The organism is Buttiauxella warmboldiae, from assembly GCF_003818135.1.
Taxonomy (GTDB): domain Bacteria; phylum Pseudomonadota; class Gammaproteobacteria; order Enterobacterales; family Enterobacteriaceae; genus Buttiauxella; species Buttiauxella warmboldiae.
Genome location: NZ_RPOH01000019.1, coordinates 37,233 through 62,562, shown reverse-complemented (window position 1 = coordinate 62,562; position 25,330 = coordinate 37,233). Strand labels below are relative to the sequence as shown.

Annotated in this window: 26 protein-coding genes; 6 read left to right on the top strand and 20 right to left on the bottom strand. The window is 51.0% G+C overall.

What is annotated here, in order from left to right; genetic code table 11:
- Positions 1-25: 25 nt before the first annotated feature.
- The 13 genes from emrB to EHN07_RS05955 form a co-directional block, all read right to left on the bottom strand.
- Positions 26-1,564: a multidrug efflux MFS transporter permease subunit EmrB gene (gene emrB / locus EHN07_RS06015; RefSeq protein ID WP_124023279.1), complete on the bottom strand. Its 1,539-nt coding sequence runs from the start codon at positions 1,562-1,564 to the stop codon at positions 26-28.
- Positions 1,565-1,579: 15 nt separating this feature from the next.
- Complete coding sequence (emrA, locus tag EHN07_RS06010; protein WP_124023278.1) at positions 1,580-2,752, bottom strand: multidrug efflux MFS transporter periplasmic adaptor subunit EmrA; 1,173 nt, start codon at positions 2,750-2,752, stop codon at positions 1,580-1,582.
- Between the two features lie 133 nt (positions 2,753-2,885).
- Positions 2,886-3,416 (bottom strand): transcriptional repressor MprA, encoded by a 531-nt coding sequence (gene mprA / locus EHN07_RS06005; RefSeq protein ID WP_124023277.1) that lies wholly within the window; start codon positions 3,414-3,416, stop codon positions 2,886-2,888.
- Between the two features lie 84 nt (positions 3,417-3,500).
- Positions 3,501-3,842 (bottom strand): L-valine transporter subunit YgaH, encoded by a 342-nt coding sequence (ygaH, locus tag EHN07_RS06000; RefSeq protein ID WP_124023276.1) that lies wholly within the window; start codon positions 3,840-3,842, stop codon positions 3,501-3,503.
- Complete coding sequence (locus EHN07_RS05995) at positions 3,839-4,546, bottom strand: AzlC family ABC transporter permease (protein WP_124023275.1); 708 nt, start codon at positions 4,544-4,546, stop codon at positions 3,839-3,841. The genes ygaH and EHN07_RS05995 overlap by 4 nt, the downstream gene beginning before the upstream one ends.
- 599 nt (positions 4,547-5,145) lie before the next feature.
- Entirely contained in the window at positions 5,146-6,138 is a 993-nt protein-coding gene (proX, locus tag EHN07_RS05990) for a glycine betaine/L-proline ABC transporter substrate-binding protein ProX (protein ID WP_124023274.1), read from the bottom strand.
- Positions 6,139-6,198: 60 nt separating this feature from the next.
- On the bottom strand, positions 6,199-7,278 hold the full coding sequence (gene proW, locus EHN07_RS05985; RefSeq protein ID WP_124023273.1) for a glycine betaine/L-proline ABC transporter permease ProW: 1,080 nt from the start codon (positions 7,276-7,278) through the stop codon (positions 6,199-6,201).
- Positions 7,275-8,474: a glycine betaine/L-proline ABC transporter ATP-binding protein ProV gene (gene proV / locus EHN07_RS05980; RefSeq protein WP_124023272.1), complete on the bottom strand. Its 1,200-nt coding sequence runs from the start codon at positions 8,472-8,474 to the stop codon at positions 7,275-7,277. The genes proW and proV overlap by 4 nt, the downstream gene beginning before the upstream one ends.
- Positions 8,475-8,816: 342 nt before the next feature.
- A complete protein-coding gene (nrdF, locus tag EHN07_RS05975) occupies positions 8,817-9,779 on the bottom strand; it encodes a class 1b ribonucleoside-diphosphate reductase subunit beta (RefSeq protein WP_124023271.1) in 963 nt (320 codons plus the stop codon).
- Positions 9,780-9,788: 9 nt separating this feature from the next.
- Positions 9,789-11,942: a class 1b ribonucleoside-diphosphate reductase subunit alpha gene (gene nrdE, locus EHN07_RS05970; protein ID WP_124023270.1), complete on the bottom strand. Its 2,154-nt coding sequence runs from the start codon at positions 11,940-11,942 to the stop codon at positions 9,789-9,791.
- Entirely contained in the window at positions 11,915-12,325 is a 411-nt protein-coding gene (gene nrdI, locus EHN07_RS05965; protein ID WP_124023269.1) for a class Ib ribonucleoside-diphosphate reductase assembly flavoprotein NrdI, read from the bottom strand. Before nrdI ends, nrdE begins: the two co-directional genes overlap by 28 nt.
- A complete protein-coding gene (gene nrdH / locus EHN07_RS05960; RefSeq protein ID WP_124023268.1) occupies positions 12,322-12,558 on the bottom strand; it encodes a glutaredoxin-like protein NrdH in 237 nt (78 codons plus the stop codon). Before nrdH ends, nrdI begins: the two co-directional genes overlap by 4 nt.
- Positions 12,559-12,763: 205 nt before the next feature.
- A complete protein-coding gene (locus EHN07_RS05955) occupies positions 12,764-13,090 on the bottom strand; it encodes an ElaB/YgaM/YqjD family protein (protein WP_124023267.1) in 327 nt (108 codons plus the stop codon).
- A gap of 150 nt (positions 13,091-13,240) precedes the next feature.
- Here EHN07_RS05955 and EHN07_RS05950 point away from each other — a divergent pair, with 150 nt between their 5' ends.
- From EHN07_RS05950 to EHN07_RS05935, 4 genes are all read left to right on the top strand, one after another.
- A complete protein-coding gene (locus tag EHN07_RS05950; RefSeq protein ID WP_124023266.1) occupies positions 13,241-13,582 on the top strand; it encodes a DUF2002 family protein in 342 nt (113 codons plus the stop codon).
- 255 nt (positions 13,583-13,837) lie between these two features.
- Positions 13,838-15,373: a sensor domain-containing diguanylate cyclase gene (locus tag EHN07_RS05945; protein WP_124023265.1), complete on the top strand. Its 1,536-nt coding sequence runs from the start codon at positions 13,838-13,840 to the stop codon at positions 15,371-15,373.
- Between the two features lie 67 nt (positions 15,374-15,440).
- Positions 15,441-16,202, top strand: coding sequence for an EAL domain-containing protein (locus EHN07_RS05940; RefSeq protein ID WP_124023264.1), 762 nt, complete (start codon positions 15,441-15,443; stop codon positions 16,200-16,202).
- A gap of 58 nt (positions 16,203-16,260) precedes the next feature.
- A complete protein-coding gene (locus EHN07_RS05935) occupies positions 16,261-17,019 on the top strand; it encodes an EAL domain-containing protein (RefSeq protein ID WP_124023263.1) in 759 nt (252 codons plus the stop codon).
- Between the two features lie 121 nt (positions 17,020-17,140).
- On the opposite strand, the gene EHN07_RS05930 is transcribed toward EHN07_RS05935, so the two are convergent.
- From EHN07_RS05930 to EHN07_RS05900, 7 genes are read right to left on the bottom strand one after another with little or no spacing between them, the layout of a single operon-like run.
- Complete coding sequence (locus tag EHN07_RS05930; protein WP_124023262.1) at positions 17,141-19,237, bottom strand: flagellar biosynthesis protein FlhA; 2,097 nt, start codon at positions 19,235-19,237, stop codon at positions 17,141-17,143.
- Positions 19,224-20,360, bottom strand: coding sequence for a flagellar biosynthesis protein FlhB (gene flhB, locus EHN07_RS05925; protein WP_124023261.1), 1,137 nt, complete (start codon positions 20,358-20,360; stop codon positions 19,224-19,226). The genes EHN07_RS05930 and flhB overlap by 14 nt, the downstream gene beginning before the upstream one ends.
- Positions 20,357-21,130 (bottom strand): flagellar biosynthetic protein FliR, encoded by a 774-nt coding sequence (gene fliR, locus EHN07_RS05920; protein WP_124023260.1) that lies wholly within the window; start codon positions 21,128-21,130, stop codon positions 20,357-20,359. The genes flhB and fliR overlap by 4 nt, the downstream gene beginning before the upstream one ends.
- A 6-nt stretch (positions 21,131-21,136) precedes the next feature.
- A complete protein-coding gene (gene fliQ, locus EHN07_RS05915) occupies positions 21,137-21,409 on the bottom strand; it encodes a flagellar biosynthesis protein FliQ (protein ID WP_167467291.1) in 273 nt (90 codons plus the stop codon).
- Positions 21,406-22,167: a flagellar type III secretion system pore protein FliP gene (gene fliP, locus EHN07_RS05910; RefSeq protein WP_124023259.1), complete on the bottom strand. Its 762-nt coding sequence runs from the start codon at positions 22,165-22,167 to the stop codon at positions 21,406-21,408. Before fliP ends, fliQ begins: the two co-directional genes overlap by 4 nt.
- Positions 22,164-22,556 (bottom strand): FliM/FliN family flagellar motor switch protein, encoded by a 393-nt coding sequence (locus EHN07_RS05905; RefSeq protein ID WP_124023258.1) that lies wholly within the window; start codon positions 22,554-22,556, stop codon positions 22,164-22,166. The genes fliP and EHN07_RS05905 overlap by 4 nt, the downstream gene beginning before the upstream one ends.
- Positions 22,553-23,428: a flagellar motor switch protein FliM gene (locus tag EHN07_RS05900; RefSeq protein WP_124023257.1), complete on the bottom strand. Its 876-nt coding sequence runs from the start codon at positions 23,426-23,428 to the stop codon at positions 22,553-22,555. The genes EHN07_RS05905 and EHN07_RS05900 overlap by 4 nt, the downstream gene beginning before the upstream one ends.
- A gap of 461 nt (positions 23,429-23,889) precedes the next feature.
- Here EHN07_RS05900 and EHN07_RS05895 point away from each other — a divergent pair, with 461 nt between their 5' ends.
- Together EHN07_RS05895 and fliE are read left to right on the top strand one after the other, a co-directional pair.
- Positions 23,890-24,918, top strand: coding sequence for a sigma-54 interaction domain-containing protein (locus tag EHN07_RS05895; protein WP_124023256.1), 1,029 nt, complete (start codon positions 23,890-23,892; stop codon positions 24,916-24,918).
- A gap of 31 nt (positions 24,919-24,949) precedes the next feature.
- Positions 24,950-25,321, top strand: a complete 372-nt coding sequence (gene fliE / locus EHN07_RS05890; RefSeq protein WP_124023255.1) for a flagellar hook-basal body complex protein FliE — start codon at positions 24,950-24,952, stop codon at positions 25,319-25,321.
- Positions 25,322-25,330: the final 9 nt, after the last annotated feature.

The window sequence follows — 25,330 nt, the reverse complement described above, 5'->3', positions numbered from 1 at the left end:
AATGACCCCTTTTTCCATTGCTGAGCTAGTGCGCGCCACCGCCACCGCCGCCGGCACCGAACGGCGGTCTGGCGAACCAAACCAGCCCCAACAGCAGAATAAAGACTCCCGCTGAGAACCAGAAAATCTCGTTGGCTGAAATGATCAGCCCCTGATTGGTAATCTGCTGCGCAATATAGCCAGAGGCCTGCTGCGGCGACATGCCCAGATTTTCCAGCTGCGAGTACATCTGCTGCGCATTTGGGTTAAACGGTGAAACCGACTCCGTTAACTGCGAATGGTGTAACGCCTCGCGGTTGGTCCACATCGTTGTGGTGATCGAAGTCCCAATCGAACCGGCAAGCGTTCGGGTAAAGTTCGACAGGCTTGATGCGGCCGCCATACGCTCAGGTGGTAGCCCGGAGAGCGTAATCGTCGTCAGCGGCATAAAGAAGCATGCCACGGCAAAGCCCTGAATAAACTGCGGCCAGGCCGAACCGCCAAAATCCATTCCCGGTTCAAAGGTGTAAGCGCGCCAGTAGAAGCAGACGGCGTACATAATAAAGCTGAAGGTCACCAGACGCCGCATATCGAGCCTGTGAGCAAAGCGCCCGATAATCGGCGACAGCAGTACCGGAATGATCCCGACCGGCGCGGAGGCCAGACCGGCCCAGGTTGCCGTATAGCCGTATACCTCCTGCAGCAGCTGCGGCAGCAACACAATGGCGCCGAAGTAGAGCATGTAGGCGAGGCTGATACACAGACAGCCAATGGTAAAATTGCGCGATTTAAACAGCGACAGGTCGACTATCGGGTTATCGTCCGTCAGCTCCCAGACAATCAGGAAGCTTATCGCCACCACCGCGACGACGGTCAGCACCACCACTTCGGTTGAGTTAAACCAGTCCAGCTCTTTACCGCGATCGAGCATGATTTGCAGGCTGCCGATACCCACCACCAACAGCGCAAGGCCGATAGCATCGATACGACGGTGCTCGGTTTTGGTTTCGCGCCCGCGCAGCGTTTGCAGCGTCAGCAGAACCACCACCGCACCAATGGGCACGTTGATAAAGAAGATCCAGCCCCAGTGATAGTTATCGCTGATATAACCGCCGAGGATCGGCCCACAGATTGGCGCCACGATAACCGTCATCGACCACAGCGCCAGCGCGACGCTGCGCTTAGCGGGTGGGTAGTTGTTCAGCAGCAGGCTTTGCGACAGCGGAATCAACGGCCCGGCCACGATCCCCTGGATCACGCGGAAGAAAATCAGCATCTCCAGGCTTTTTGACACGCCGCACGCCCATGAGGCAATGACGAACAGAATCGTTGACCACATGAACAGCTTCACTTCACCCAGGCGTTTAGCCAGCCACCCGGTTATCGGAATAGAGATAGCGTTCGCCACTCCAAACGAGGTAATGACCCAGGTGCCCTGGCTCAGTGAAGAGCCCAGGTTCCCGGCGATGGTAGGAATAGCCACGTTGGCGATGGTGGAGTCCAGCACCTGCATAAAGGTCGCCAGTGACAGGGCGATGGTCATGATGACCAGTGGAACGCCTTCCAGCGGTTTCTGCTGTTTCATACAAGCTCCGCTTCGTTAACCCGCATTGGCCTGAATGATGTGATTGATAAGCTCATTAGCAGGCGCAAGGTTTAATTCGCGCGCATTGCTTTCATACACCGGAGAATGACGAGTCTGAGTAGCCAGCATGCTGCCGTTACGGTCACTGGTATCCACGGTGACTAACGTGGACAGGCCGATGCGCAGCGGGTGCTGCTCAAGCTGCTTCGCATCCAGCTCGATACGTACAGGTAAACGCTGAACAACTTTGATCCAGTTACCCGTAGCATTTTGTGCCGGAAGCAGAGAGAAGGCGCTGCCGGTGCCCATATCCAGGCCGACAACTTTACCGGTGTACTCAACGTTATCGCCGTAAATATCACTGACGACGGTCGCCGGTTGACCGATACGCATATGCGCAAGCTGTGTTTCTTTAAAGTTTGCATCCACCCACAAACCGCTCGCAGGCACGATGGCCATCAGCGGCGTCGTTGGGCTAATTTGCGCGCCAACCTGCACCACACGGCGTGAAACATAGCCGGTCATTGGGCTGATAATCTTAGTACGCTGCAGCGCCATCCACGCGTTACGCAGCTCGGCCGCCGCTTGCTTAACGGTTGGCTGATCTTCAAGTTTGCTGCCGAGAATCATTGCCTGGTTGGCATTATATTGCTGAATGGCGACATCCAGCCGCGCCTGGGCCGTTGCTACCGCATCTCGGGCGTGTTGCAGCTCTTCACGGCCAATCAGGTTAGCGCTCCCCAACGGCACGCGGCGATTGAGGTCGCTTTGGGCCTGGGCAAGAGAGGTCTTTTGCAGCTCGATATTGGCCTGATACTGCTGGCTGTTAATCATTAACTGGCGGGTCTGGCGCACGCTTGAAGCCAGCACGGTTTGCGCCTGTTCAAAAGCTTGCTCGGCGTCGGCCTGGTCTAAGGTGACCAGCACATCGCCCTGTTTAACGAAGTCGGTATTGTCAGCCCAGACTTTGGTTACGCTTCCGGAAACCTGGGACATAATCTGTACCTGATTGCCGGCCACATAGGCATCATCCGTATTTTCGTAATGACGTAATACTAAAAACCAGTAAATCCCATATGCCACAGCAATCATGACAAATAGCAGGGTCAACGCGAGTAAGGCACCTTTACGTTTGCCTTTCTTGTTACCCGGCTGCTGCGGGGTCTGAGTCTCCGCGTGTGCGCTCATGCTTATCTCCACACTTTTTTATTATAGTCATCGGCTGAGCCGACCTGTTAGATCCAACGGGCCAGCAAGGTAAGTTGCTGGCCTGGCGGTATTCATCTTTTCTGGATACTACGATTTCACGCGATGACGGTACTTAGCGCACGGCTTCAAGCACGGTCTGGTTTTCATCCATTTCATCAAGGCGGGTAAGTAATTTGCGGGTAATCTGTTCCAGCTGCTCTTTTTCAGAACCACTCAGTACCGACCACAGCTCGTGTAGGCAGTGGTGCTGAGGGGGTAATACCTGACGTAAAAATTCCTGACCCTTTTCGGTCAAATGCAGATGCAGGCAGCGGCGATCGTTATTGCTTTCACGGCGTTCAATCCAGCCACGCTTTTCCAGCTCATCGGCAATGCGGGTGGCGTTGGTGCGGGATGAGCCTAAAGCACAGCTCAGTTCAGAAGGCTGGATGCTATGGTTTTCCTGGGATTCCAGCGTAATCAACGCCATAAATAGCGTCTCGTTAATCCCCTGAGCTTTCAGCATTTTATTGCGGTTTTCCAAAAGCTTGCCCTGCATATGCATGCACAGGCGCGTCAGCAGGACTTCCTGATACGGGAACTCCTCATAGCGTTTGGCGCGAAATTTTAGCATTTGTTCAATGGGCGTAAACGAACTATCCATTTTGGCATAACCTCATTAGTTTCGGTCGATATAATAACGATGGTGACAAATAAAGTAAATGTATTGTTGATACGTTTTTTATCGTCAGACGGCGATCACCATCATGAGTTTCCAGGTTAATCCATAACCCAGAGCGCTGATTAACGTTGGGATAATAATGCTGCGTGTCTTATAAAAGCTCAGGCCGAGCATGGCAAAGCCCACCAGCGTCGGGAGCAGGCGTTGCGCATCATGGATGATTTCAGGCACGCTTGAGACCACCAGCAGAGCGCAAATTGATGCGATACCAATACTGTCGAGCAGTACGCCTGTAGCACCGCGTTTGGCCGGGCGCGTCGAATTGGCCCTGATGCGTAGCGGCAAATAGCGAAACAGATAGTTAGCCAGCCCAACCAGCAGGCCGAGCAACAGAACTTGCGTGCTCATCCCGGCTCGGCTTGATAAGAGGCTTGCGCCAGGGCTGCCAGACAGCCGCAGACAATGCCTGCCAGAATGGCGGCAGGAATGGAAACCAGCGTGATGCCCAACAGCGCACCCGTAAGCGATGCGCTAACGGTCCAGCACTGTTTGCGCTGGAATGACGCCAGTAAAAAACTCAGGAAAAGGGCGGGTAACATAAAACCTAACGCCGCTTCCAGCGCCGGGAAATTATCCAGTAAACCATTACCGGACCAGGCGCCCAGCGCGGTGCCCAGCACCCATGAGAACCAGGAGCTGAATGCGATAGCTATCATCCAGTTTTCGCTCCAGCGGCGGTTATCGCGCACCAGTTTTGCGGTGGCGGCGGCAAAGACTTCATCGGTCAGGCCAAAGGCCCAAATCGCCGTTTTAGGTTTACTTAACCGGCGTGTGATGCGTTGACGCAGGGAAGGGCCGTATAAGACATGGCGTACATCCATGGCCATTACGGTTAATGCTGCCACCCAGAGCGAGCTTCCCGCGGCCAGTAACGCCGTAATCACAAACTGGCTGGCGCCAGCATAAATAATGCAGGAGAAAAACAGACTTTCGAACGGCGTGAACCCAAGCTTTGTGGCATTCAACCCAAACGCAAAGGCTACCGGGATATAGCTGATAACAATAGGTAAACTATCTTTCAGCCCTTCAGCCCAGGTCGCTTCGTTTGGCATGTTATTTATTGGAGCGGTTGCAGGACTATCCATAGTAACTATTTATCTATTTCCGACGTTAATGTCACTCGAATGAATAAACAGGGATAACCTTAGCAGACTGGTACGACCCTTAATACCCCAAATTATCCCCGGCAGATCTAAAGGGTTAGCAGCATCAGGGCTGGCGGTGATAGCCCCGCCACCGCCCTACTAAATTTAGTAGGGCGAGCAGGGTACCCCGGGTGGCTGAGTGTGGTCGTCACCATGCAGCCTACGTGGCTGCAATAAATCCGGCCTGGTTAATCGAAAGGAAGAAAGCGTTAGCAATGGTGTCGAGCAGCGGTGGCTCGTAGTAGTTGTCTGCAGGGGGCATGCCCGTGGTGACAGACATCAGGACAATCAGCGCAGGGCTAAGTCCGTGAGGGCATTGTGATGCTTCAGCGTTTGCTGATGGAACGCGAATAATCACGAATATTAATATAAGCAGGAAGCGGATTGTGCCGTTTGCTTTGGTTAGGGATGCTTTAATCCTCTCCCTGAGGAGAGGAAACGGTACGGTTTTCTCCTTCTCCCGGGGAGAGGCCGGGATGAGGGCGTCCCGGGCCTGATTTAAACCATTACTTAACGGCTAAAGCCTCGTTCACCCAGCCATCAAACTCCGCCTGGTGCGCTTTAATCCAGCCATCAACGTGGCCCTGAATATCCGCTTCGGAGGCGTGACCGCTGTGCATCATTGAGTTCTGAGCATTGATATCCGCGAGAGGCAGCTTCATCAGGCTGAACAGTTTCGCGGCCTGCGGGTTTTTCGCCGACCAGGCCTTATTCGCCACGATGTGCATAGTGTTCACCGGGAAGCCATAGTTCGCGCCGTTTGGCAGTTTGGTCTCAATGCCTTTCTGCTCGCCTGGCAGAGAAGAGAACGGCACCTGCAGCCACACCACATCTTTACCCGGCTTGAGCACGTCACTGACCCAATACGGCGTCCAGGTGTAATACAGCACCGGCTTGCCTTCTTTAAAGCGCGCAATGGTGTCGGCCATCATGGCGGAATAGTTTCCGTGATTCACCGTGACGGTATCAGCCAGCTTATAGGCTTCGTTCTGGTGATTGATAACCGCTTCACAGCCCCAGCCCGGCGTACAGCCCATCATATCGGCTTTGCCGTCGCCGTTGCTGTCGAACAGTTTGGCGATTTTGGGATCTTTTAGCTGCTCAACATTGGTAATGTGATACTTGTCAGCGGTTTTTTTATCAATCAAATAACCCTGTGCAGCCCCGGTAACATACACACCTTCACGATAGAATTTCTTATCGCCACCCGCCGCGGCATACATATCGTCATGCAGCGGCTGCCAGTTCACCGCGATAAAAGTCGCATCGCCAGAAGCAATGGAGGTGTAACCGACGTTGTAATCGACTTCGCTTGGTTTATTCACGCTATACCCAAGCTTTTCCAGCGCGCGGCTGACGAGCTCTGTCTGGAACGTTTCTTCAGAAATGGTGCTTTGAATCGGCTGAACGGTAATGCCCTTACCCGGTAAATCAGCCGCAAAAGCGCTGGTGGTAACGAGTGTGGCAAGCGCCGTAGCTAAAATAGTCGTGTGTCGCATCGTTAATCCTTGTGTCATGGTGATGGGGCGAGAGGCGGCATATCAATGCCGCACTCAGGCTTATTTAATGAAGGGGCGAGTCAACAAACCGATTGGGCCGGAGTTATACCAGCGGCGGTTGCCACGGCTGCGTGAATCGCGGCCAATGGACTGCGTTAAGCGGTCAAGAATAATGGCAAGGATAACAATGCCCACGCCGCCGACGGTCGCCAGACCCATATCGAGGCGGCCAATCCCGCGCAGCACCATCTGACCCAGGCCACCCACGGCAATCATCGAGGCGATAACCACCATCGAAAGCGCCAGCATCAGCGTCTGGTTAACGCCCGCCATAATGGTTGGCATTGCCAGCGGGAGCTGAACTTTGAATAGCATCTGACGAGGGCTGGCACCAAACGAACGCGAGGCCTCAATCAGATCTTCCGGGACCTGTTTAATGCCCAGAATCGTCAGGCGCACAATCGGCGGCAGGGCAAAGATAATGGTGACCACTACGCCCGGCACGTTGCCGATCCCGAACAGCATGACGATTGGCACCAGATAAACAAACGCGGGCGTGGTTTGCATCGCATCAAGCAATGGGCGAATTATCTTCGCGGCCCGTTCGCTGCGGGCAAGCCAAATCCCTAGCGGCAGGCCGATAACCATGCAGAACAGCAGCGCGGTCAGTACCAGAGCGAGCGTCACCATAGCCTGTGACCAGGCACCAATCGCGCCGATCGCTATCAGTGAAACCAGCGTCGCGATACCCATTCCGAGGCTCGACATCTGCCACGCAATCAGCGCGAACAAGATGATAGCAACCGGGGCAGGCATGCCCAGCAAGAAGTGCTGGAAGCCGCTGAGGATATAATCCACCGGCACGCGAATGCCCTGGAACAGCGGGCGAAAATGCATCACGACCCAGTCGATGCCGCTTGTCACCCAGCTATCGAGCGGAATAAGCGTTTTATGGAAAGGATCGAGAAGAGTGAAATGCTCGGCCTGCGGCGCAGGGGCGGCATTCAGCCAGTCTGCGCTGCTTGCGGCTGGCGTTGAAGCCGCCTGGCTTCCCCACGCATCGGCGCTTGATGCGGCCTGTTGTGTTGTTGTGTCAGCTGTTGCTGCGCTACCGGTATCCCACGGATTTGCTGCACTCATTGGTTTGCCCCCTCACGATCTAACGCCTGTAGCAGCACCCCTTTTGAGATGATGCCCACGTACTGACTCTCTTCCCCAATCACCGGAACCGCACACGGCGCCTGGCCGACATGGGTTAGCAAGTCACTCAGTGAGGTTTCTGCGCTAACGGCGGCAGGGGATTCGAGGTAAGCACGTTCCAGACCTGCGCCTTCTGCGAGTGCGGCTTTCAGCGAGTCAGTAGAGACAATGCCGAGGAATTTTTGCCCACGCTCAATAACATAACCGTATTCACGGTCTTCATCCTGCAACAGTTTCAGCGCGGAACGCGGGCCAAAACCGGCGGTTTTACGCAGCAGGCCGGCAGGGCTTCGACGCGCAATATCTTTCGCGCTAAACACCTGGCTAATATCCACGCCGCGGAAGAAGGTGCGCACGTAATCATTGGCCGGGTTATTCAGGATTTCATCCGGCGTACCGACCTGTACCACTTCACCGCCTTGCATAATGGCAATGCGGTCGCCAATACGCATGGCTTCATCCAGGTCGTGAGAAATAAAGACAATGGTACGCTGGTGTTTTGCCTGCAATTTAATTAGTTCATCCTGCATTTCCGTGCGAATTAATGGATCGAGAGCAGAGAAGGCTTCATCCATCAATAATATATCGGGATTAATTGCTAACGCACGGGCCAAACCAACGCGCTGCCGCATACCGCCGGAAAGCTCATCCGGGTAGGCCTGAGCATAATTTTCCAGCCCCACCTGGCGCAGCGCCTCAAGCGCTTTTTCCTGCCGTTCTTTAACCCCGACTCCGGCCAATTCCATGCCGAATGCCGTGTTATTTAACACCGTCATATGGGGCATCAGAGCAAATGACTGGAATACCATCGAGATTTTATTTTTGCGGACTTCACGGAGTTCTGCCTCTGATATTCTGGCAATATCGACACCATCAATCAGCACCTGCCCACGGGTTGGTTCAATCAGGCGATTGAGAAGGCGAACCATGGTGGATTTACCGGAACCCGATAACCCCATGATGACAAAAATCTCGCCTTCTTCAATGGCCAGACTGGCGTCTTTTACGCCAAGCGACAGCCCTGTTTTCTCCAGTAATTCAGCTTTTGAAATACCTTTCTCAATATATTTGAAGGCGCGCTGTGGATGTTCGCCAAATACTTTATATAAATTCTTTACTTCAAGTTTAATTGCCATGCAATAAAGTTATTCCTGTATTTATATATTTATACATAATTCCTGCTGGAAATATTCACTGCATATACCCTAACATACTCAGAATCTGAGACAACCCTCGATTTTCGCTATATGCAATATCCGCGTGGCCAGTGTGGGCTGAATTTCCCATGAATAAAGGGCTGAGAGCAAATCAGCCAGGGGTGATATTTTTTGTAACGGCAGGAGAAATTTCCCTGCATAGCGTGAGATTTCGGCGGAAATGTAAGAGATTATTTTGTATGATTTACCGGAAATAAAGGCCGCGAGATCTCGTCAAATATTCGGGTGATTTTGCGGCGTTAAATAGCAAATATAAAGGTTTTAAAAATCCCAGTCTTCGTCCTGTGTTTCCACCGCCTTTCCCATCACATACGACGAACCTGAACCTGAGAAAAAATCATGGTTTTCATCAGCGTTGGGCGAAAGCGCGGCCAGTATCGCCGGGTTAACCTCTGCCATTTCTGGTGGGAACAGCGCGTGATAGCCCAGGTTCATCAATGCTTTATTGGCGTTGTAGCACAGGAATGCTTTCACCTCTTCTTGCCAGCCCACGCCACCATATAGCGCATCGGTATACGCCACTTCGTTATCGTAAAGATCCATCAGCAAATCGAGGGCGAAATTCTGTAACTCGGTCTGGCGTTCAGCGCTTTGTTGGGCCAGCACTTTCTGGAATTTATAGCCGATATAATAACCATGCACCGCTTCGTCGCGAATAATTAAGCGAATGAGATCTGCGGTGTTGGTCAGCTTGCCGCGACTCGACCAATACATCGGCAAATAAAAGCCTGAATAAAAGAGGAATGATTCCAGAAATACACTGGCGATTTTCTTTTTCAATGGGTCCGCGCCATGATAATGGGCGAGAATAATTTGTGCCTTACGCTGCAACGGCTGGTTTTCTTCACTCCACGCATAGGCGGCATCCACATCCTTCGTCTGGCAAAGCGTGGAGAAAATCGAACTGTACGAACGCGCGTGTACCGCTTCCATAAAGCTGATATTCGACAGCACCGCTTCTTCATGGGGCGTAATCGCATCGTTCATCAGCACTGGCGCACCCACCGTATTCTGAATGGTGTCGAGCAGCGTCAGCCCGGTAAAAACGCGAATGGTGAGCTGTTGCTCTTCATGCGTAAGGGTCTGCCAGGCCGGGATATCGTTCGACAACGGGATCTTCTCCGGCAGCCAGAAGTTGCTGGTCAGGCGGTTCCACACCTCGAGATCTTTTTCGTCTTCAATCATGTTCCAGTTGATGGCGCGCACGCGGGTTAGCTGAGTCATCTTCTCTCCTTATAAAGCGCAGGACACGCAGCCCTGCACTTCGGTGCCTTCCAGCGCCATTTGACGCAGGCGAATGTAATACAGCGTTTTAATGCCTTTCTTCCAGGCGTAAATCTGCGCCCGATTAATATCGCGCGTGGTGGCGGTATCGCGGAAAAATAGCGTCAGCGACAGGCCCTGATCGACATGGCGCGTGGCCTCGGCGTAAGTATCAATGATTTTTTCCGGGCCGATGTCGTAGGCGTCCTGGTAAAACGCCAGGTTGTCATTGGTCATAAACGGAGCCGGGTAATAAACGCGTCCGGTTTTGCCTTCCTTGCGGATCTCAATACGCGACACAATCGGGTGAATGCTTGAGGTCGCGTGGTTGATATAAGAGATAGAACCGGTTGGCGGGATCGCCTGCAGGTTCTGGTTATACAGCCCAAATTCCATGACATCGTCGCGTAACTGCTGCCACTGCTCGCGGGTGGGGATTGCCACGCCCGCTTTCGCAAACAGTTCGCGTACTTTCTCAGTTTTTGGCTGCCAGTTTTCTTGCAGATATTGGCGGAAATATTCACCGCTGGCATAACGCGATTGCTCGAATCCTGCGAAGCGCTGTTTACGTTCGCGAGCCAGCAAATTTGAGGCGCGGACGGCGTGCCAGGTGACGGTGTAGAAATAGATGTTAGTAAAATCCAGCCCTTCCGGGGAGCCGTAAGCTATACCTTCGCGCGCCAGATAGCCATGCAGATTCATCTGCCCGAGGCCAATGGAGTGGGAGGCGGCGTTTGCGGCCGCAATCGACGGCACTGAACGAATATGGCTGAGATCGGAAACCGCCGTCAGGCCACGAATCGCCGTTTCTATGGTTTTGCCAAAATCGGGCGAATCCATGGCGTGGGCAATATTCAGCGAGCCGAGATTACAGGAGATATCTTTGCCCACCTGCGCGTAATCGAGGTTTTCATCATAGGTCGAGGGGCTATTAACCTGCAGAATTTCCGAACACAGGTTGCTCATATTAATGCGCCCGCAAATCGGGTTGGCACGGTTTACCGTGTCTTCAAACATGATGTACGGATAGCCGGACTCAAACTGAATTTCCGCCAGCCGCTGGAAGAACTCACGCGCGTGAATAAAGGTTTTGCGGATGCGTTCATCAGCCAGCATTTCTTCATAGCATTCGCTAATTGCAATATCGCTATACGGCTTGCCGTAAATCCGCTCGACATCGTAAGGCGAGAACAGCGCCATCGGTTGATTATCCTTCGCCAACTGGAACGTGATATCCGGGATCGTCACGCCAAGCGACAGAGATTTAATGCGGATCTTTTCGTCAGCGTTTTCGCGTTTGGTGTCGAGGAAACGCAAAATATCCGGGTGATGGGCATGAAGATAAACCGCGCCCGCCCCCTGGCGCGCGCCCAGTTGATTAGCATAAGAAAACGCATCTTCGAGCATTTTCATCACCGGGATCACGCCGGATGACTGGTTCTCAATGCGCTTAATCGGAGCGCCTGCTTCACGTAAATTTGAGAGTAAAAACGCTACGCCTCCGCCGCGTTTTGACAGCTGCAATGCCGAATTTATCGCGCGTCCAATGGATTCCATATTGTCTTCAATACGCAATAAGAAACAGGAAACCAGTTCGCCGCGCTGCATCTTTCCGCAGTTGAGAAAGGTGGGGGTCGCAGGCTGGAAGCGCCCGCTGAGCATCTCTTCCATTAACCGTAGCGCCAGCTTTTCATCCCCCCGGGCCAGGGTTAGCGCCACCATGCACACGCGGTCGGGGAAGTGTTCCAGAAGCTCTTTACCGTCGTAAGATTTTAACGCGTAGCTGGTGTAATACTTCCACGCGCCGAGGAAAGTCTGGAACTGAAAGCCGCTGCGCTGCGCCTTCTCAACCAGCTCAATCACAAAACGGCTCGGGTAACGTTGCAGCACCGCACTGTCGTAATAGCCTTCAGCCACCAGCCAATCCAGGCGCGCCTGTGGAGTAGCAAACTGGCGCGAGCGGGGCAGGACATATTGCTGATGGAATTGCTCCACCGCCAGTTTGTCTTTCTCAAACTGGATGCGGCCTGCGGAATCATACAGATTCAGCATGGCGTTAAGCGCGTGATAATCCGCGTTTGCGTTTGCGTTCGCCGTCAGGCGGATAGCCTCTGTCGTTGCCAAAATTCGTTCACTCCCTTACGCACGTTTTCAAGGTCCTGCCCGGTGCCGAGTAACTCAAAACGATAGAGATACGGCACCTGGCATTTTTGGGCTATCACATCGCCCGCCCGGCAAAACCCTTCGCCGAAGTTTCGATTACCGCTGGCAATCACGCCGCGCAGCAAGGCCCGATTATTAGGGTTATTTAAAAATCGGATCGCTTGCGCGGGAACGGCACCGGCAATGCCGCCGCCGCCATAACTCGGCACAATCAGGATGTAAGGCTCCGTCACTTCCAACCGTTGTTTGAAATCCAACGGAATGCGCAACGCGGGCAATCCCAGGCGTTCGATAAAACGCAGAGTATTTTCCGAGGTGCTGGAGAAGTAGACGAGATTGCTCATGCTGTGGCCCGGGGGCGCAGGCGGTTAATCATATCCGGGCGAAACCCGCTCCAGCTTTCCTGCTCGGTGATCACAACCGGCAACTGGCGATAACCCAAAGCACGCAAATCGTCGGCCGCCTCCGGGTTTACATCGAGATTAATCATCTCAAACGTGAACCCACGGCTTTCGATAGCACGCCTGGTAGCATGGCACTGAACACAGTCATTTCGAGTGTATATGGTAATGCGCATGATTCGTATTCTCTCTGTGGTTGAGAATACGAATACTAGATGTGGGTTAAAAAATTATCAACCACGCAATATATAGTATTTTTAGATAAGACCAGCAAAGGTGATGAGCGGGGCGTGAAGCGATTAGCGGAGGCCAGAAAATAAAAACCCCGGAATAAATTCCGGGGTCAGACGCATCTTTGTTATCACTACACTTGTAGCGACTCTAGCGACGCGATGCTAACAACGCACCGATGAAGATACCGACAGCGGCGCTAATCCCCACGCTTTGCCACGGTTTGTCGCGCACATAAGTGTCGGCGCAGCCCATTGCATCGCACGCTGCCTGTTTGACTCGGGTGCGACCGTGAAGGCGAGCACGCGTCTCTTTCAGCAGAGACTCCGCTTTTTTACGGGCGGCTTCACCTTCTTCCTTAACATCGCTACCGAACGATTTAAGAACCTCTTCCAGCGTGTCCGCCAGCTGGTTCACGTCACGGTTAATATCATCAACGCCTTCGTCTACATCATTTCGATTTACGCGGTTAAACATTGGTTTCTCCCTTTTTGCGATGTACAACTGAGTGTAGACCATAATTTTTAGTCATGGCTCAGCTCAGGGCCTTTATGGACTAATCTGAAAGCGCTGCTAACGGGGTATAAGGTAAGGTTGCGCAGCAACAGAAGATGACGAGGAAAAATTATGTATCTACGACCTGATGAGGTGGCCCGCGTTCTTGAAAAAGCCGGTTTTACTATGGATATCGTGACGCCAAAAACTTACGGATACCGCCGTGGGGAAAACTACGTGTATGTAAACCGGGAAGCGCGTATGGGGCGCACGGCGCTGATTATTCACCCGACGTTAAAAGAGCGCAGCCAGACGCTGGCCGATCCGGCGACGGACATTAAAACCTGCGATCATTACCAGCAATTTCCCCTCTATCTGGCAGGCGATACCCATCAGCATTACGGTATTCCGCACGGCTTTAGTTCACGTATTGCCCTTGAGCGTTACCTGTCTGGCTTGTTTGGCGAGCGCTGATCTGCAACAGGCGTTGCCGCACTTACGCTGCAACGTTATCAAAGCTCCACATTTGCGTTCCGCTAGCTAAACCGCAGGCTGGAAGCCACAGGTGCGGAACGCCCCGGCAGCTTTATCCTCAATTGATGGCGTAAATAATTTTCTTCGCGATTTAAGTGTTCCCTTATTCCGGTCGTTTTACTTTGATGAAGTGTGAAACTCTGGGGTCAATGGCATCAGACCCGTAGTATGGCGTGTTGAAAATGGAAGTTAGACATGGAAGTTAATAAGAAGTCCAGCACCGTGAATCGTTTGCTAACCGTGCTATTTGTAGTGATGTTAATTCCTTTTATGCTGGTCTCGATCTGGTCGTTTGACCATATCCGTAAGGGGAATATTGAAACATTTGATACCAATCTGATGCGCTTTACCCATAATACCGCTATGGAAAGCGTTAACCGGCAGTTAGAAGAGATTGGTCTTGTTTTCCAGATTCTCAATAGCCGGATGACACACGAAGGAGCCAGGATTTTTATTAATGAAGAGCACGGTACTCCTCATTCAATTATTGCCTCAATAGTTAATACATTATCCTTTTTTGATGCGGCGATAGTTTCAGATATTGACGGAAACTATCGTACTTATCCCGGCATTAAAAAAGATGACTATTTCCCACTCCAGCGCCCCTGGTACCCGACGATTAAACATCAGAAGGGGATTTATTATTCTGAACCGTACTCAGATGTTCTTGCTTTGCCAACCGACTTAGAAGGCCGGGCGATTACAGTTAGCATGAATCTTTTTGATGAAGAATTGCAAAAATATGGCAACATAGCTTTCGATCTTGATATGGATGCGATGAGCTCAACGCTGAAAAACGTGGTAGTGCCTTTCGACGGTAAATTTCTTGTCGCCGCGAAAGATGGCACTATTATCATGAGCGACAATATTAATAAAATTTTCCGCAATACGGTCCCATTAAAATGGGTTAATAATGCTATCAACATTGAAGGGGAGTTTTATGATGAAGAATCTAATAGTTATATCTTTTATCATTCATTTTCGAATCCAGATTGGGTAGCGTTTACTATTGTTAATGGGGGAAAGTATGATGATTTTATTAACAAAGCGCCACAGACGTTAATTTTTATTATTTCATTATGCTTGATAATTTATATTGTCTTAATCTGCTTGTGTCGTGTCTACATCAGAGAGATCATTGGCCGTCTGTATATGGGCGTGCATGGAATTAACTATGATGGCCAGTCACAAGATTTGGAAAAAATTTATAAAAATATTAAAAGTAGCCAGTTAGAGCTTAAAGAAGTGCGCCGTATCTCTGGTGAAGATGCGTTGACTGGGATCGGCACCCGGCGCAAGTTTGATGACCGCATGGCTGAGTTAATTAACAGCGAAACTCCTTTCTATCTGGCGATACTGGATCTCGATGATTTTAAAAAGATTAATGATACTTTCGGTCACGCGGTTGGCGACTCGGTGCTCAAATATGTCAGTAAAGCCGGTAAAGCAATTATTGAACCCGAATATGATATTTATCGTTTTGGCGGTGAAGAGCTGGTGGTGTTGTTCCCGGGCGGTGAATATCACCTCTATTTCGATTTACTCGAAACCTGGCGTGCCACCATCTGCCAGCGCCAGTGGCGCGAAACAACATTAAAAGTCTCCTTTAGCTGTGGCATCGCCCGCTGGAAAATGGGTGAAACCTCACAGGAGATTATCACTAAAGCAGACAAAGCATTATATGAGGCGAAGCGCGCAGGGAAAAATGCCATTCGCACAGCAACTGATTAAATAATGAGGTGAATGATGCAGAAAGGGTCCGCTTCATATTTAGTCTTTATCAAGCAAGGAAAGTAACATGACGGTTGAGAATGAGGATATTAGAACCCTACTGGCTAATATTGCTGAGGGCAAGCCAGCGCAAGCTCTGACCGTCTATTTACAGCCCATTATTAATATGGTTGACGGGCGCTGTCAGGGCGCAGAGGCGCTGGTTCGGGGAATGGTGGAAAATAAGCTAATCTTCCCCGACCGCTTTATCGGTCTGCTTGAGCAGAACAGTGATATCCGTAAAGTGGGGGTTTTTGTGCTGCAAATGGCGATCCATTTCGCCATTGAGAACCAGCTGCATCAGCAGCCTGATTTCACCCTGAGCAGCAATTTTTCACCGATTGAGATAAACGATCGTGCGGTGGTTGAGAAGATCAAAGCCATTACTGAACGGTCGGGTTATCCACGGCATAAAATTACAATTGAAATCACTGAAACTGAGGTTGCCCTGAGCGATTGCGGGCAGGAGAATGCCCGCTGGTTACAGCAGCAGGGTTTTGTGATCGCGTGGGATGATATACGTAATCTGGATGATTTGAAGAAAAACAGCCAGCAGTTTTGCAGCGATGTCATCAAGCTGGATCGTAGCCTGCTTAATCAAGAGTGCCTGAGCGTGACGCAAGAGATTATCGCACGCTGCCAACGTAAAAAATTACAGCTGGTTGCCGAAGGGGTGGAATATCCCTGGCAACGGGAGTGGTTACTTGAGCAAGGCGTAACGACCTGCCAGGGATATTATTACTCCCCTCCGGTGGCGCTCCAGACTTTTGCCCAGCGCTATATTAGTTAGCGTAATTATTCATCTCTGGATACCTGCCTCTACCCCGGCATCATATATAGGTAAGCGAATGATCGACATTAGTTCCAGTACCATTTTAAGAAAAATAACCCATCGTGATTACTCAAGCGTGGTAGATTTTTTTGTGCAGCCGATTTTTAATTTGTCGAGCTTCCAGTGTGTCGGTGCCGAGGTGTTGTTGCGTGGCGTCCATCGCCACAATATTATTCAGCCCGCACAGTTCTTACAACAGCTGGAAGAAAATGACGGCATCATTAATGTCGGAAAATACATCGTCGGTAAAGCTTTTGAGTTTATGCAGCGCGATATCCTGCCGATAAAGCCTGATTTTTTCTTTAATATCAATTTGGCTACCCATCAGCTTAATGATGAGGATTTTTCTGAGAGTATTTTGCAGCTGCAAAGCCAGTATCAAATTCCAGCAACCTCCGTGACTTTTGAGATCACACGTTCTGCAGAAGCGCTGGCTGAAACGGGTGAAAAGAACATTCAGCAGTTACAGGATGCGGGTTTTACTTTCGCCTGGGATGATGTTGGCACCCTTGATGATGTACAAAATAAGATGGCGCAGGCGGCCTGTGACTTTATCAAATTAGATCGCGAATGCCTGAAAAATGGGCATAGCGAGAAAACCCGGGAGCTTATTGCCGAGGCGCATAACATTGGCATCTCAATCATTGCTGAGGGGGTGGAAACGATGGCGCAGACTTCCATGCTGTTAAAACATAACGTCATGCTGGCCCAGGGGTTCCTCTTTTCCCGTCCGGTGAAAAAAGGTGAGTTTTTGCAGGCTTATATTCTGAAATAACCCAACGCTGCATATCTCAGACGCTGGGTTGTTACGGCTGAAAAGAAGGAAAATCAAGCAATTGATTTTCCTTCTTTTTTATCGCAGGCATCGATTCGTTTAGTGAAACAACCGGCTGAGATTACGCCAGGGTGCCGATGATATTGAGATCGGCTTCATCAGGCACTTCGTTATAGGATAAAACGTGCAGGCCGGATGCAAACAGGCGCCCATAGCGAGAAATTAGCGGGCGTAATTGCGGTGTAACCAGCAGCAATGGTGCCATTCCCTGGGCCTTCATATGCTCCTGAATCATCGGCATGGTATTTTGTAATTGCGTCAGAATATTCGGGTCTACCGGGAAATTATCCAGCCCCACTTTGCCACTCTGCTGGGCGTGATTGAGCGCGTTGAGCAGGATATTCTCCAGCTCATTATCCAGGGTATATGCCTGCAGGCTGCGTTTGTCGCCGTTAATATTGTGAATAATGGCGCGGCGTAGAGCAAAGCGCACATCTGATGTCAGCAGTACCGGGTCTTTCGTCAGCGCCACGCTTTCGAGCAACGTTGCGGCAATAGTATTAATGTCTTTTAGCGAAATCTGCTCCAGCAGCAGCTGACGATAAACGCGCAGCAGCAGGCTGTAGTTAAGCTGCTGGACAAGATCCTCTGCAAGCTTAGGAGCCTGCTGGCTCAGACGATGATGCAGATGAGTGATGTCATCATAATTAAACAGTTCAGGCAGGTAATTGCGGGCGATTTTATTAACGTGGGTCGCCACCACGCTGGCGCAGTCGACCACCTGATAGCCCAGATTCAGCGCCTTTGCTTTCTGCTCCGGTAAAATCCAGGTGATGGCCATGCCATAGGCCGGGTCCGTATCCAGCACCCCGTCAATTTCACCATACAGTTCAGCCCCGGGGATCGCCATCAGCTTGTCGGCATGAACTTCCCCCGTGGCAATACGAATCCCGTTGATATGAATGGCATATTGCGAAGGTTTAAGACGGAAGTTCTCGCGGATGCGAATTTCCGGCAGCAGCACGCCGCAGGTTTCGGAAATCACCTGACGTACCCCGCGAATACGCTGCGACAGCGGGCTGCCCCGGGTGGCATCCACTAAGGTCACCAGCTTGTAGCCGAGATTCAGGCCAATAGGCTCTACTTGCGGAATGCTGTCCCAGTCAATAACCGGCGCGTTGTCGTGAGAGATGGCCTCATTGATGGCTTCAATTTCCACTTCCGGCTGCGGGGCCGATACCCGCTTACTCTGTTTCCACGCGGCGAAAATGAGCAGGGCGCTGAAGCTCAGGAAGGCAATGTGCGGCATCCCCGGAACGATTGCCAGCACAAACATGACAAACGCGGCGGTATACAGAATGGAAGGGCGCGCCAGCAGCTGGGCGTTAATCTCGGTGCTGATGTCGTTACCGTCACCAACGCGGGTGACGATAATCGCCGCGGCGGTGGAAAGCAGCAGCGACGGGATTTGCGCTACCAGGCCGTCACCGATCGACAGCAAAACGTACTGCTGGAAGGAGTGGCCGACGTCCAGGTTATGGGCGAAGACGCCGATGCAGATACCGCCAATAATGTTGATTATCAGGATCATGATCCCGGCAATCGCATCGCCGCGCACAAATTTCGAGGCGCCGTCCATCGCGCCATAAAAATCTGCTTCGCCGGAAACATCTTTACGACGGATGCGCGCTTGCTCCTGGTTGATCAAACCCGCATTGAGGTCCGCATCGATAGCCATCTGTTTGCCTGGCAGCGCATCAAGCGTGAAGCGGGCAGAAACTTCAGAAATACGCTCCGCACCCTTGGTGACCACCACAAAGTTGATGATCATCAGGATGATAAACACCACGAAGCCGACGACGAAGTTACCGCCAATCACCACCTGGCCAAAGGCTTCAATCACCTTACCGGCGGCCCCTTCACCCTCGTGCCCGTGCAGCAGCACCACGCGCGTTGAGGCGACGTTAAGGGTCAGACGCATCAGCGTGGTAATCAGCAGGATGGTCGGGAAAATGGCAAAGTCGAGCGGGCGTTTACTGTTAACGGAAACCAGTAAAACAATTACGGCCAGCACGATGTTAAAGGTGAAAAGAATATCGAGGATCAGTGGCGAGAGCGGCAGCATGACCATCGCCAGCACGCACAGCAGCAGCAGAGGAACCCCCAGGTTGCTTTTGCGTATCAGATTGTAGTAGTTGGTAAATTTACCGTTTGCCATCTAATTTCATTACCTCTTTTGGGATGTCCATATGCTTATTGAGCTGCGGCTTGTTAGCGCTACGTCCTTGTCGCCACTCTTTAATTTGCATCACGTAGGTGAGCACGTGAGCAATGGCGCGAAATAGCTGAGAAGGAATCTGTTGGTTAACGCGCGTGCTGTAATAAATCGCGCGGGCGAGCGGGGGAAACTCCACCACTTCAACCTGGTGTTGGGCGGCGACCTCGCGGATATATAGCGCGATATCATCGGTGCCTTTGGCGAGGATAAAAGGCGCCTGCGCTTTATTCGGGTCATATTTCAGCGCCACGGCGTAATGCGTTGGGTTAACTAAAATCACATCGGCCTCAGGCACCACTTTATTAATCTGCCCCTGCGCCATCTGCCGCTGCAGCTGGCGTATCCGGCCTTTTACCTGTGGGTTTCCGTCGTTATTTTTATGCTCATCGCGCACTTCTTGCTTGGTCATACGCATTTTTTTCATAAACATAAAGATGGATAGCGGCACGTCAATAAAAGCAAAGACTACGATCACGCCCAGCAGCCACCAGAACGACTGGCGCAGAATCAGCAATCCCTCTTCAATTCCCTGACGTAACCATATTCGCTGCAAGCCTAACAGTTCGGGTAAGTTATCCTGAATCAGCGACCATAACACCGCCATTAGGACGCTGCATTTGAGCAGCATTTTCAGCACGTCGACGTAGTGGCTGGAAGAAAACATACGTTTCAGGCCGCTAATCGGGCTGATTTTTTTAAAGTCCGGCAGCAGCTTATTGGGCGTGAAGTTCCACCCGCCGGGGATAAGCGTTGAAATCACGCAGACAAATGGGATCGGCACCAGCGTCAGAATAAATTTCAGCAGCAGCCAGACATGGTGCAGCAAAAATTGTTCGAGTGCGGCATCGTCGTTCAGTTTGCTGGCCATCGCGCTGACCGAAAAAAAGGAGTCCTGAACCAGCTGTTGGTAGTACGGGAAGAAGATCATCAAGGTGATAAGCGATGTGACCAGCCCTGCCGCCATGGTTAAATCTTTTGAGCGTGGAATATCCCCTTTTTCACGCGCCTTGCGAAGCTTGCCATGGGTGGCCTTTTCGCTTTTATCTCCTGAACCCGACATCAGTAAATCCGTATCGAATCAAGTTTGCCGAGAATGTAGTTCGTCAGATTGAGATAGTGCTCGGGAATATTGCTCACCATTAATGCAAGGCAGAGCAGGCCGAACAGCATGCTAATCGGAAAACCTAACGAAAACAGGTTCAGGGTAGGGGAGATACGGTTCAGTAAGCCAAACGAACCCTGCACCATCAGCATCACAAAGCCGGTCGGCAGCGCAATAAGCACGGAGGAGGAAATCAACCAGCCGAGGCTTTGCACCAAGGTTTTTAGCGTCAGCGCGGCGATGGCCTGCCCCGGAGGCCAGTAAGTGAAGCTTTTATAAAGGATGGTAACCAGCAGCAAATGCCCGTCCATGGTGAAAAAAAGCAGCACGCTGTAGACAAAAATGATTTGTGAAATCACCGTGGTGGAGTTGCCGTTGCTGGGGTCGTTCATCATCGCCATGCCCAGCCCCATATTCATCGAAAGAATATGCCCGGCGGTCTGGAGCACCACAAAAACCAGCTGCAGCATGGCACCAAATAAAAATCCCCACAGAATCTGTTCGCCGATGAGCATAACGCTGCGCATGGAGAGCAATTCGGTTAACACCACCGGCTGATGCAGCATCGGGGCGATGACCGCCGTGAGCGAAAGCGCAAGGCCAATTTTGATGCGCCGGGAAATCGATCGCTGATCGAAGACCGGACTAAAATGGATAAACGAAAGAATGCGCACAAACGGCAGAAAGGCGGCCATCAGGGGAGCGATCAGTGTCTGGATGTCAAAGCCCATAGTGATTTAGCCAACCAGCCGTGCGGCCTGATGAAAAATTTCAATGGTGAAATCAGAGAGTTTGATCAGCATCCATTTTCCCGCCACCACCAGCACCAGCAGGGTCACCACCAGGCGCGGTAAGAAACTGAGCGTTTGTTCGTTAATTTGCGTCGTTGCCTGGAAAATACTGACGACCAGCCCGACCAGCAGGCTTGGCACGATCGCCACCACGGAAATCACCAGCACCAGCATGATGGCGCCGGACATGATTTCGCCGGCGGTATCCATGGTCATCATCCGGAAACTCCCTGTACGCTGGTGGTCAGCGTACTGACAATCAGGTTCCAGCCATCGCAAAGCACAAACAGCATCAGCTTAAAGGGTAATGACACGATCAGCGGCGACAGCATCATCATCCCCATCGCCATCAGAATACTGGCAACGATCAGGTCGATAATCAGGAACGGAATGTAAATCATAAAGCCTATCTGGAACGCCGTTTTCAGCTCGCTGAGCACAAACGCGGGAATGACGATACTGAGATCCATCTGCGTGGCATCGCCTTTTTCGCCGGCGATAGTCATGATCTGCGCCATTGACGTCTTACTGGTTTGCGCCAGCATATAGTTCTTCAGCGGCACTTCCGCGGTACTCAGCGCCTGTTTAAGGGTGATCGCATCATTCTGATAAGGAACAATGGCCTGATCGTAAACCGTGGTCCAGACCGGCCGCATAACCAGCATGGTGAGCGCCAGCGCGATACCCGTCAGGATTTTATTGGGTGGGCTCTGCTGCAGGCCCATTGCCTGGCGCAAAATAGCCAGCACAATAATAAAGCGCGTAAAGCAGGTCATCATCAGCACCATGATCGGCAACAGGCCGAGCAGGGTCATCAGGATCAGAATTTCAATCTTGACGCTATAGTCCTGGCCGCTGCCGTTGCTGGTCGTGCTCAACAGGGTAATATCCCCGTTAGCCGCCAGCAGGTGAGGCGAGATCAGCAGCCCGGTGAACAGCAGCAGCCCCAGGCTCGTGGAGCGTAAAGTGTGGCTCATTGCGTTAGCTTGCCTAAATCATGGTTGCTGAATTCAATAATACGCAGGCCGTACTTATCATTGAGCACCACCACTTCTGCCTTGCCGAACTGGATACCGTTGACTTTCAGATCCAGAGGCTCGCCGGCCATTTTGTCCAGTTCAATCACGCTATCGTTGGTAATGGTCATCAGCTCGGCAAGAGAAATGCTCACCGACGCCACTTCTAAAGTCAGATTGACGGGAATACGGCTGAACAACGCCATTTTGCGCAGCTGCTCGCTGCGGCTTTCGGTGGCCGGTTTTTCAACGGGTCGGGTGGCGGACATCTCTGCATTCTGTTCCGCACTTTCCGGCAGCTCGATTTCGTCCAGATTAAAATCTATGGACAGGTCATTTTGATCACTCATACTTCATCTCTGGAGTTTTTATCATTAAATTCAGATAGATATAACCGTCCTCGTTCTTCGGCGACGACTGAGCTAAAAATCTGTTCTTTTTCGATAAACACCGGTAGCGGTTCATTTAACGAAACGGGAATAATGTCGCCGGGCCCAATATTTAACAGTTGGGCGACGGTAATATTAATGGATACCAGACGGCCGGTGAGGGTTAACGGCATATTGGTAAACATGTGCTCTACTTGTTCAGGAGAGAGGTTTTTAGCCTGTGGCTCACTACTCTCATTGTCGGCACGCGAAGTAGCCAGTAGCAGATCAACGTGATGCGCATCCAGCAAAATTGAAAAACAATATTCATCATAGCCTTCCAGCCAGAAGCGAACGGAATAGGACCATTGATGAATCACCGCAGTGTAATCGTTTTTTAATTCCAGGGTTTCATTTAAGACTTCCTGAACCATAATCAGCTGCAGTAGCTCATGACCCAGTTTTGTTTTTAAACGGTCTTCGGTTTTCGTCACCGGCTGGGTGAGATCTAAAGAAACAGGGTTGCCTTCTTTGCTCAGCCCGTAATAGGTGTGCAAAATACTCAACAAAAACTTGCGGTTAATTTCGAAGCCAATATTTCCATGGGGGGTGGAAAAAATTTGTGCATTCTTGTAATGACAATCAATATCAAATGTCATGTTATTCAATAACGCATTGAGGCGGTATTTTTTTAAAAAGAAAATACCTACCCTGGCTTCGAGGTTGTCGAATTTGGCACTGATTATTTTGGGTATCTTATGATAGGCCCGGCCGAGCTTGCTGACATCCAGTCGAGTGAGTTCAGGACAATCAGCGGCCTGATAAACACGAATTCTTGGCGATGCGTTCTGCATGATTTGTCCATTATCATTCAGGGTGCTGACGTAAAGGTTTTTTTACCTTTTGGCTCCGCTGTGGCGTGTGAGTAAATATCCATTTATCACCATAATTCGCCATTGCAATTGACCTGTGCAGCATAATATTACGGCCGTAGAGTATGTCTGCAGCTAATGTTTAGTTCAAGGTGCTGGCGATCATTAAAAAATTAATTATTTAAGTTATTGGTTAATTAACGACTGTTGGTTAATTTTTAAGTGATTGATTTTTATGTATTATGTTGTCGGTGTTGTTAATTGTTGTTTAATGAATATTAATGAGGAGACAAGCGGCTAGCGGCAAGTGTACCGTGGTTGGGAAAATTCCTATTGGGTTTTCCAGTTCAACACTTCTATACATTTTTTATGTGCTGTTGACCAGGATGGTCGGTTAGCCACTGCGGCTTTTTTAACGCGAAGGGAAATTTGTGGGCTCAGATATGAATGGTTTCACTCAGGATAGCATTGCTAACAGTCATAGCTTTATTGCTCATGCCGCTGCCAGTGTGAATGCTTTTAATTTGGCAAAAAGAGTCGCCGAATTTAATGTTGCAACAATTATTACTGGTGAAACTGGAACCGGTAAAGAGTGTATTGCACGTACCATTCATCATTATAGCGTGGGTCAGAATGCGCCTTATGTCGCCGTCAACTGCGCGGCAATTCCTGAAACCATGCTGGAATCTATTTTATTCGGCCACGTCAAAGGCGCATTTACCGGGGCGCTGAGCAGCATGCCGGGCAAATTTGAGCTGGCAAATAATGGCGTATTGTTGCTTGATGAAATTGGCGATATGCCGCTGAATCTGCAGGCTAAGCTATTACGGGTTTTACAGGAGCAGGAAGTTGAGCGCCTGGGGAGCCATAAAAAAATTCCTCTCGATATTCGTGTTATCGCCTCGACCAATAAAGACCTGCTTAACGAAATTTCCGAAGGGCGTTTTCGCCAGGACTTATACTATCGTCTGGCGGTAGTGCCTATTCATGTTTCCCCGCTGCGGGAACGGCCAGAAGATATTATTCCGCTGGCGCTGAGCTTCATCAAAAAATATCAGACAAGACACCAGCAAAATAAAAAACTCAGTGAAGACGCACGCTTTGCTTTATTGAAATATTCATGGCCTGGCAACATCCGTGAGCTGGAAAACGTCATTCAGCGCGGGCTGATTCTGAGCAGCAGCGAGATTATTCACGCTGCGGATTTGTCGCTACCGGTTCAGCATGCCAGCGCATCGGTGCACCATCAGTGGAGCGAAAATCGCGCCGCTGTGGCTCCTGTTGCCGATGCGATTCGCGGCGTTAAAGTCCACGGGCGGCTGGCTGAGTATCAGTACATCATTGATTTACTTAAACAACACAATGGAAATAAATCGCGGACGGCGCAATCACTGGGCATCACGCCGCGAGCGTTGCGCTACCGTCTGGCGACAATGCGTGGCGATGGTATCGACATGAGCTGCTACGCCTGAACGCGATAAGTTTCACAGGAAGAATTATTAAATGGATAAAATTCAGTCGGTTGCTATCTCTCCCGCCCAACTCTCGATGCTGCAAAAAATGCAGCAAAACGCGCTGAGCGCCTCTCAGGGTTTTATTGCCCCTGCACAACAGATCGGCGGTGAGCTGCTTGCATCACCGGCCTCCTCCTCTTCGGGTTCATTTAGCCAAATGATGAATGAAGCCGTGAATCGCGTAGATATGATGCAGCATACGGCTTCAGCGAAGCAGACGGCGGTGGAAACGGGCATCAGTGATGATTTAACGGGGGCGATGGTTGAAAGCCAGAAAGCCAGCGTCGCTTTTTCGGCGATGGTGCAGGTGCGTAACAAGCTCACCTCCGCCCTCGACGAAGTCATGAATATGGCCGTGTAAGGTTACGAT

Coding starts and splice junctions, on each gene's coding strand:
- emrB (WP_124023279.1), bottom strand. CDS start 1,564: ATGAAACAGCAGAAACCGCTGGAAGGCGTTCCACTGGTCATCATGACC.
- emrA (WP_124023278.1), bottom strand. CDS start 2,752: ATGAGCGCACACGCGGAGACTCAGACCCCGCAGCAGCCGGGTAACAAG.
- mprA (WP_124023277.1), bottom strand. CDS start 3,416: ATGGATAGTTCGTTTACGCCCATTGAACAAATGCTAAAATTTCGCGCC.
- ygaH (WP_124023276.1), bottom strand. CDS start 3,842: ATGAGCACGCAAGTTCTGTTGCTCGGCCTGCTGGTTGGGCTGGCTAAC.
- EHN07_RS05995 (WP_124023275.1), bottom strand. CDS start 4,546: ATGCCAAACGAAGCGACCTGGGCTGAAGGGCTGAAAGATAGTTTACCT.
- proX (WP_124023274.1), bottom strand. CDS start 6,138: ATGCGACACACGACTATTTTAGCTACGGCGCTTGCCACACTCGTTACC.
- proW (WP_124023273.1), bottom strand. CDS start 7,278: ATGAGTGCAGCAAATCCGTGGGATACCGGTAGCGCAGCAACAGCTGAC.
- proV (WP_124023272.1), bottom strand. CDS start 8,474: ATGGCAATTAAACTTGAAGTAAAGAATTTATATAAAGTATTTGGCGAA.
- nrdF (WP_124023271.1), bottom strand. CDS start 9,779: ATGACTCAGCTAACCCGCGTGCGCGCCATCAACTGGAACATGATTGAA.
- nrdI (WP_124023269.1), bottom strand. CDS start 12,325: ATGAGCAATCTCGTCTACTTCTCCAGCACCTCGGAAAATACTCTGCGT.
- nrdH (WP_124023268.1), bottom strand. CDS start 12,558: ATGCGCATTACCATATACACTCGAAATGACTGTGTTCAGTGCCATGCT.
- EHN07_RS05955 (WP_124023267.1), bottom strand. CDS start 13,090: ATGTTTAACCGCGTAAATCGAAATGATGTAGACGAAGGCGTTGATGAT.
- EHN07_RS05950 (WP_124023266.1), top strand. CDS start 13,241: ATGTATCTACGACCTGATGAGGTGGCCCGCGTTCTTGAAAAAGCCGGT.
- EHN07_RS05945 (WP_124023265.1), top strand. CDS start 13,838: ATGGAAGTTAATAAGAAGTCCAGCACCGTGAATCGTTTGCTAACCGTG.
- EHN07_RS05940 (WP_124023264.1), top strand. CDS start 15,441: ATGACGGTTGAGAATGAGGATATTAGAACCCTACTGGCTAATATTGCT.
- EHN07_RS05935 (WP_124023263.1), top strand. CDS start 16,261: ATGATCGACATTAGTTCCAGTACCATTTTAAGAAAAATAACCCATCGT.
- EHN07_RS05930 (WP_124023262.1), bottom strand. CDS start 19,237: ATGGCAAACGGTAAATTTACCAACTACTACAATCTGATACGCAAAAGC.
- fliR (WP_124023260.1), bottom strand. CDS start 21,130: ATGGGCTTTGACATCCAGACACTGATCGCTCCCCTGATGGCCGCCTTT.
- fliQ (WP_167467291.1), bottom strand. CDS start 21,409: ATGATGACCATGGATACCGCCGGCGAAATCATGTCCGGCGCCATCATG.
- fliP (WP_124023259.1), bottom strand. CDS start 22,167: ATGAGCCACACTTTACGCTCCACGAGCCTGGGGCTGCTGCTGTTCACC.
- EHN07_RS05905 (WP_124023258.1), bottom strand. CDS start 22,556: ATGAGTGATCAAAATGACCTGTCCATAGATTTTAATCTGGACGAAATC.
- EHN07_RS05900 (WP_124023257.1), bottom strand. CDS start 23,428: ATGCAGAACGCATCGCCAAGAATTCGTGTTTATCAGGCCGCTGATTGT.
- EHN07_RS05895 (WP_124023256.1), top strand. CDS start 23,890: ATGAATGGTTTCACTCAGGATAGCATTGCTAACAGTCATAGCTTTATT.
- fliE (WP_124023255.1), top strand. CDS start 24,950: ATGGATAAAATTCAGTCGGTTGCTATCTCTCCCGCCCAACTCTCGATG.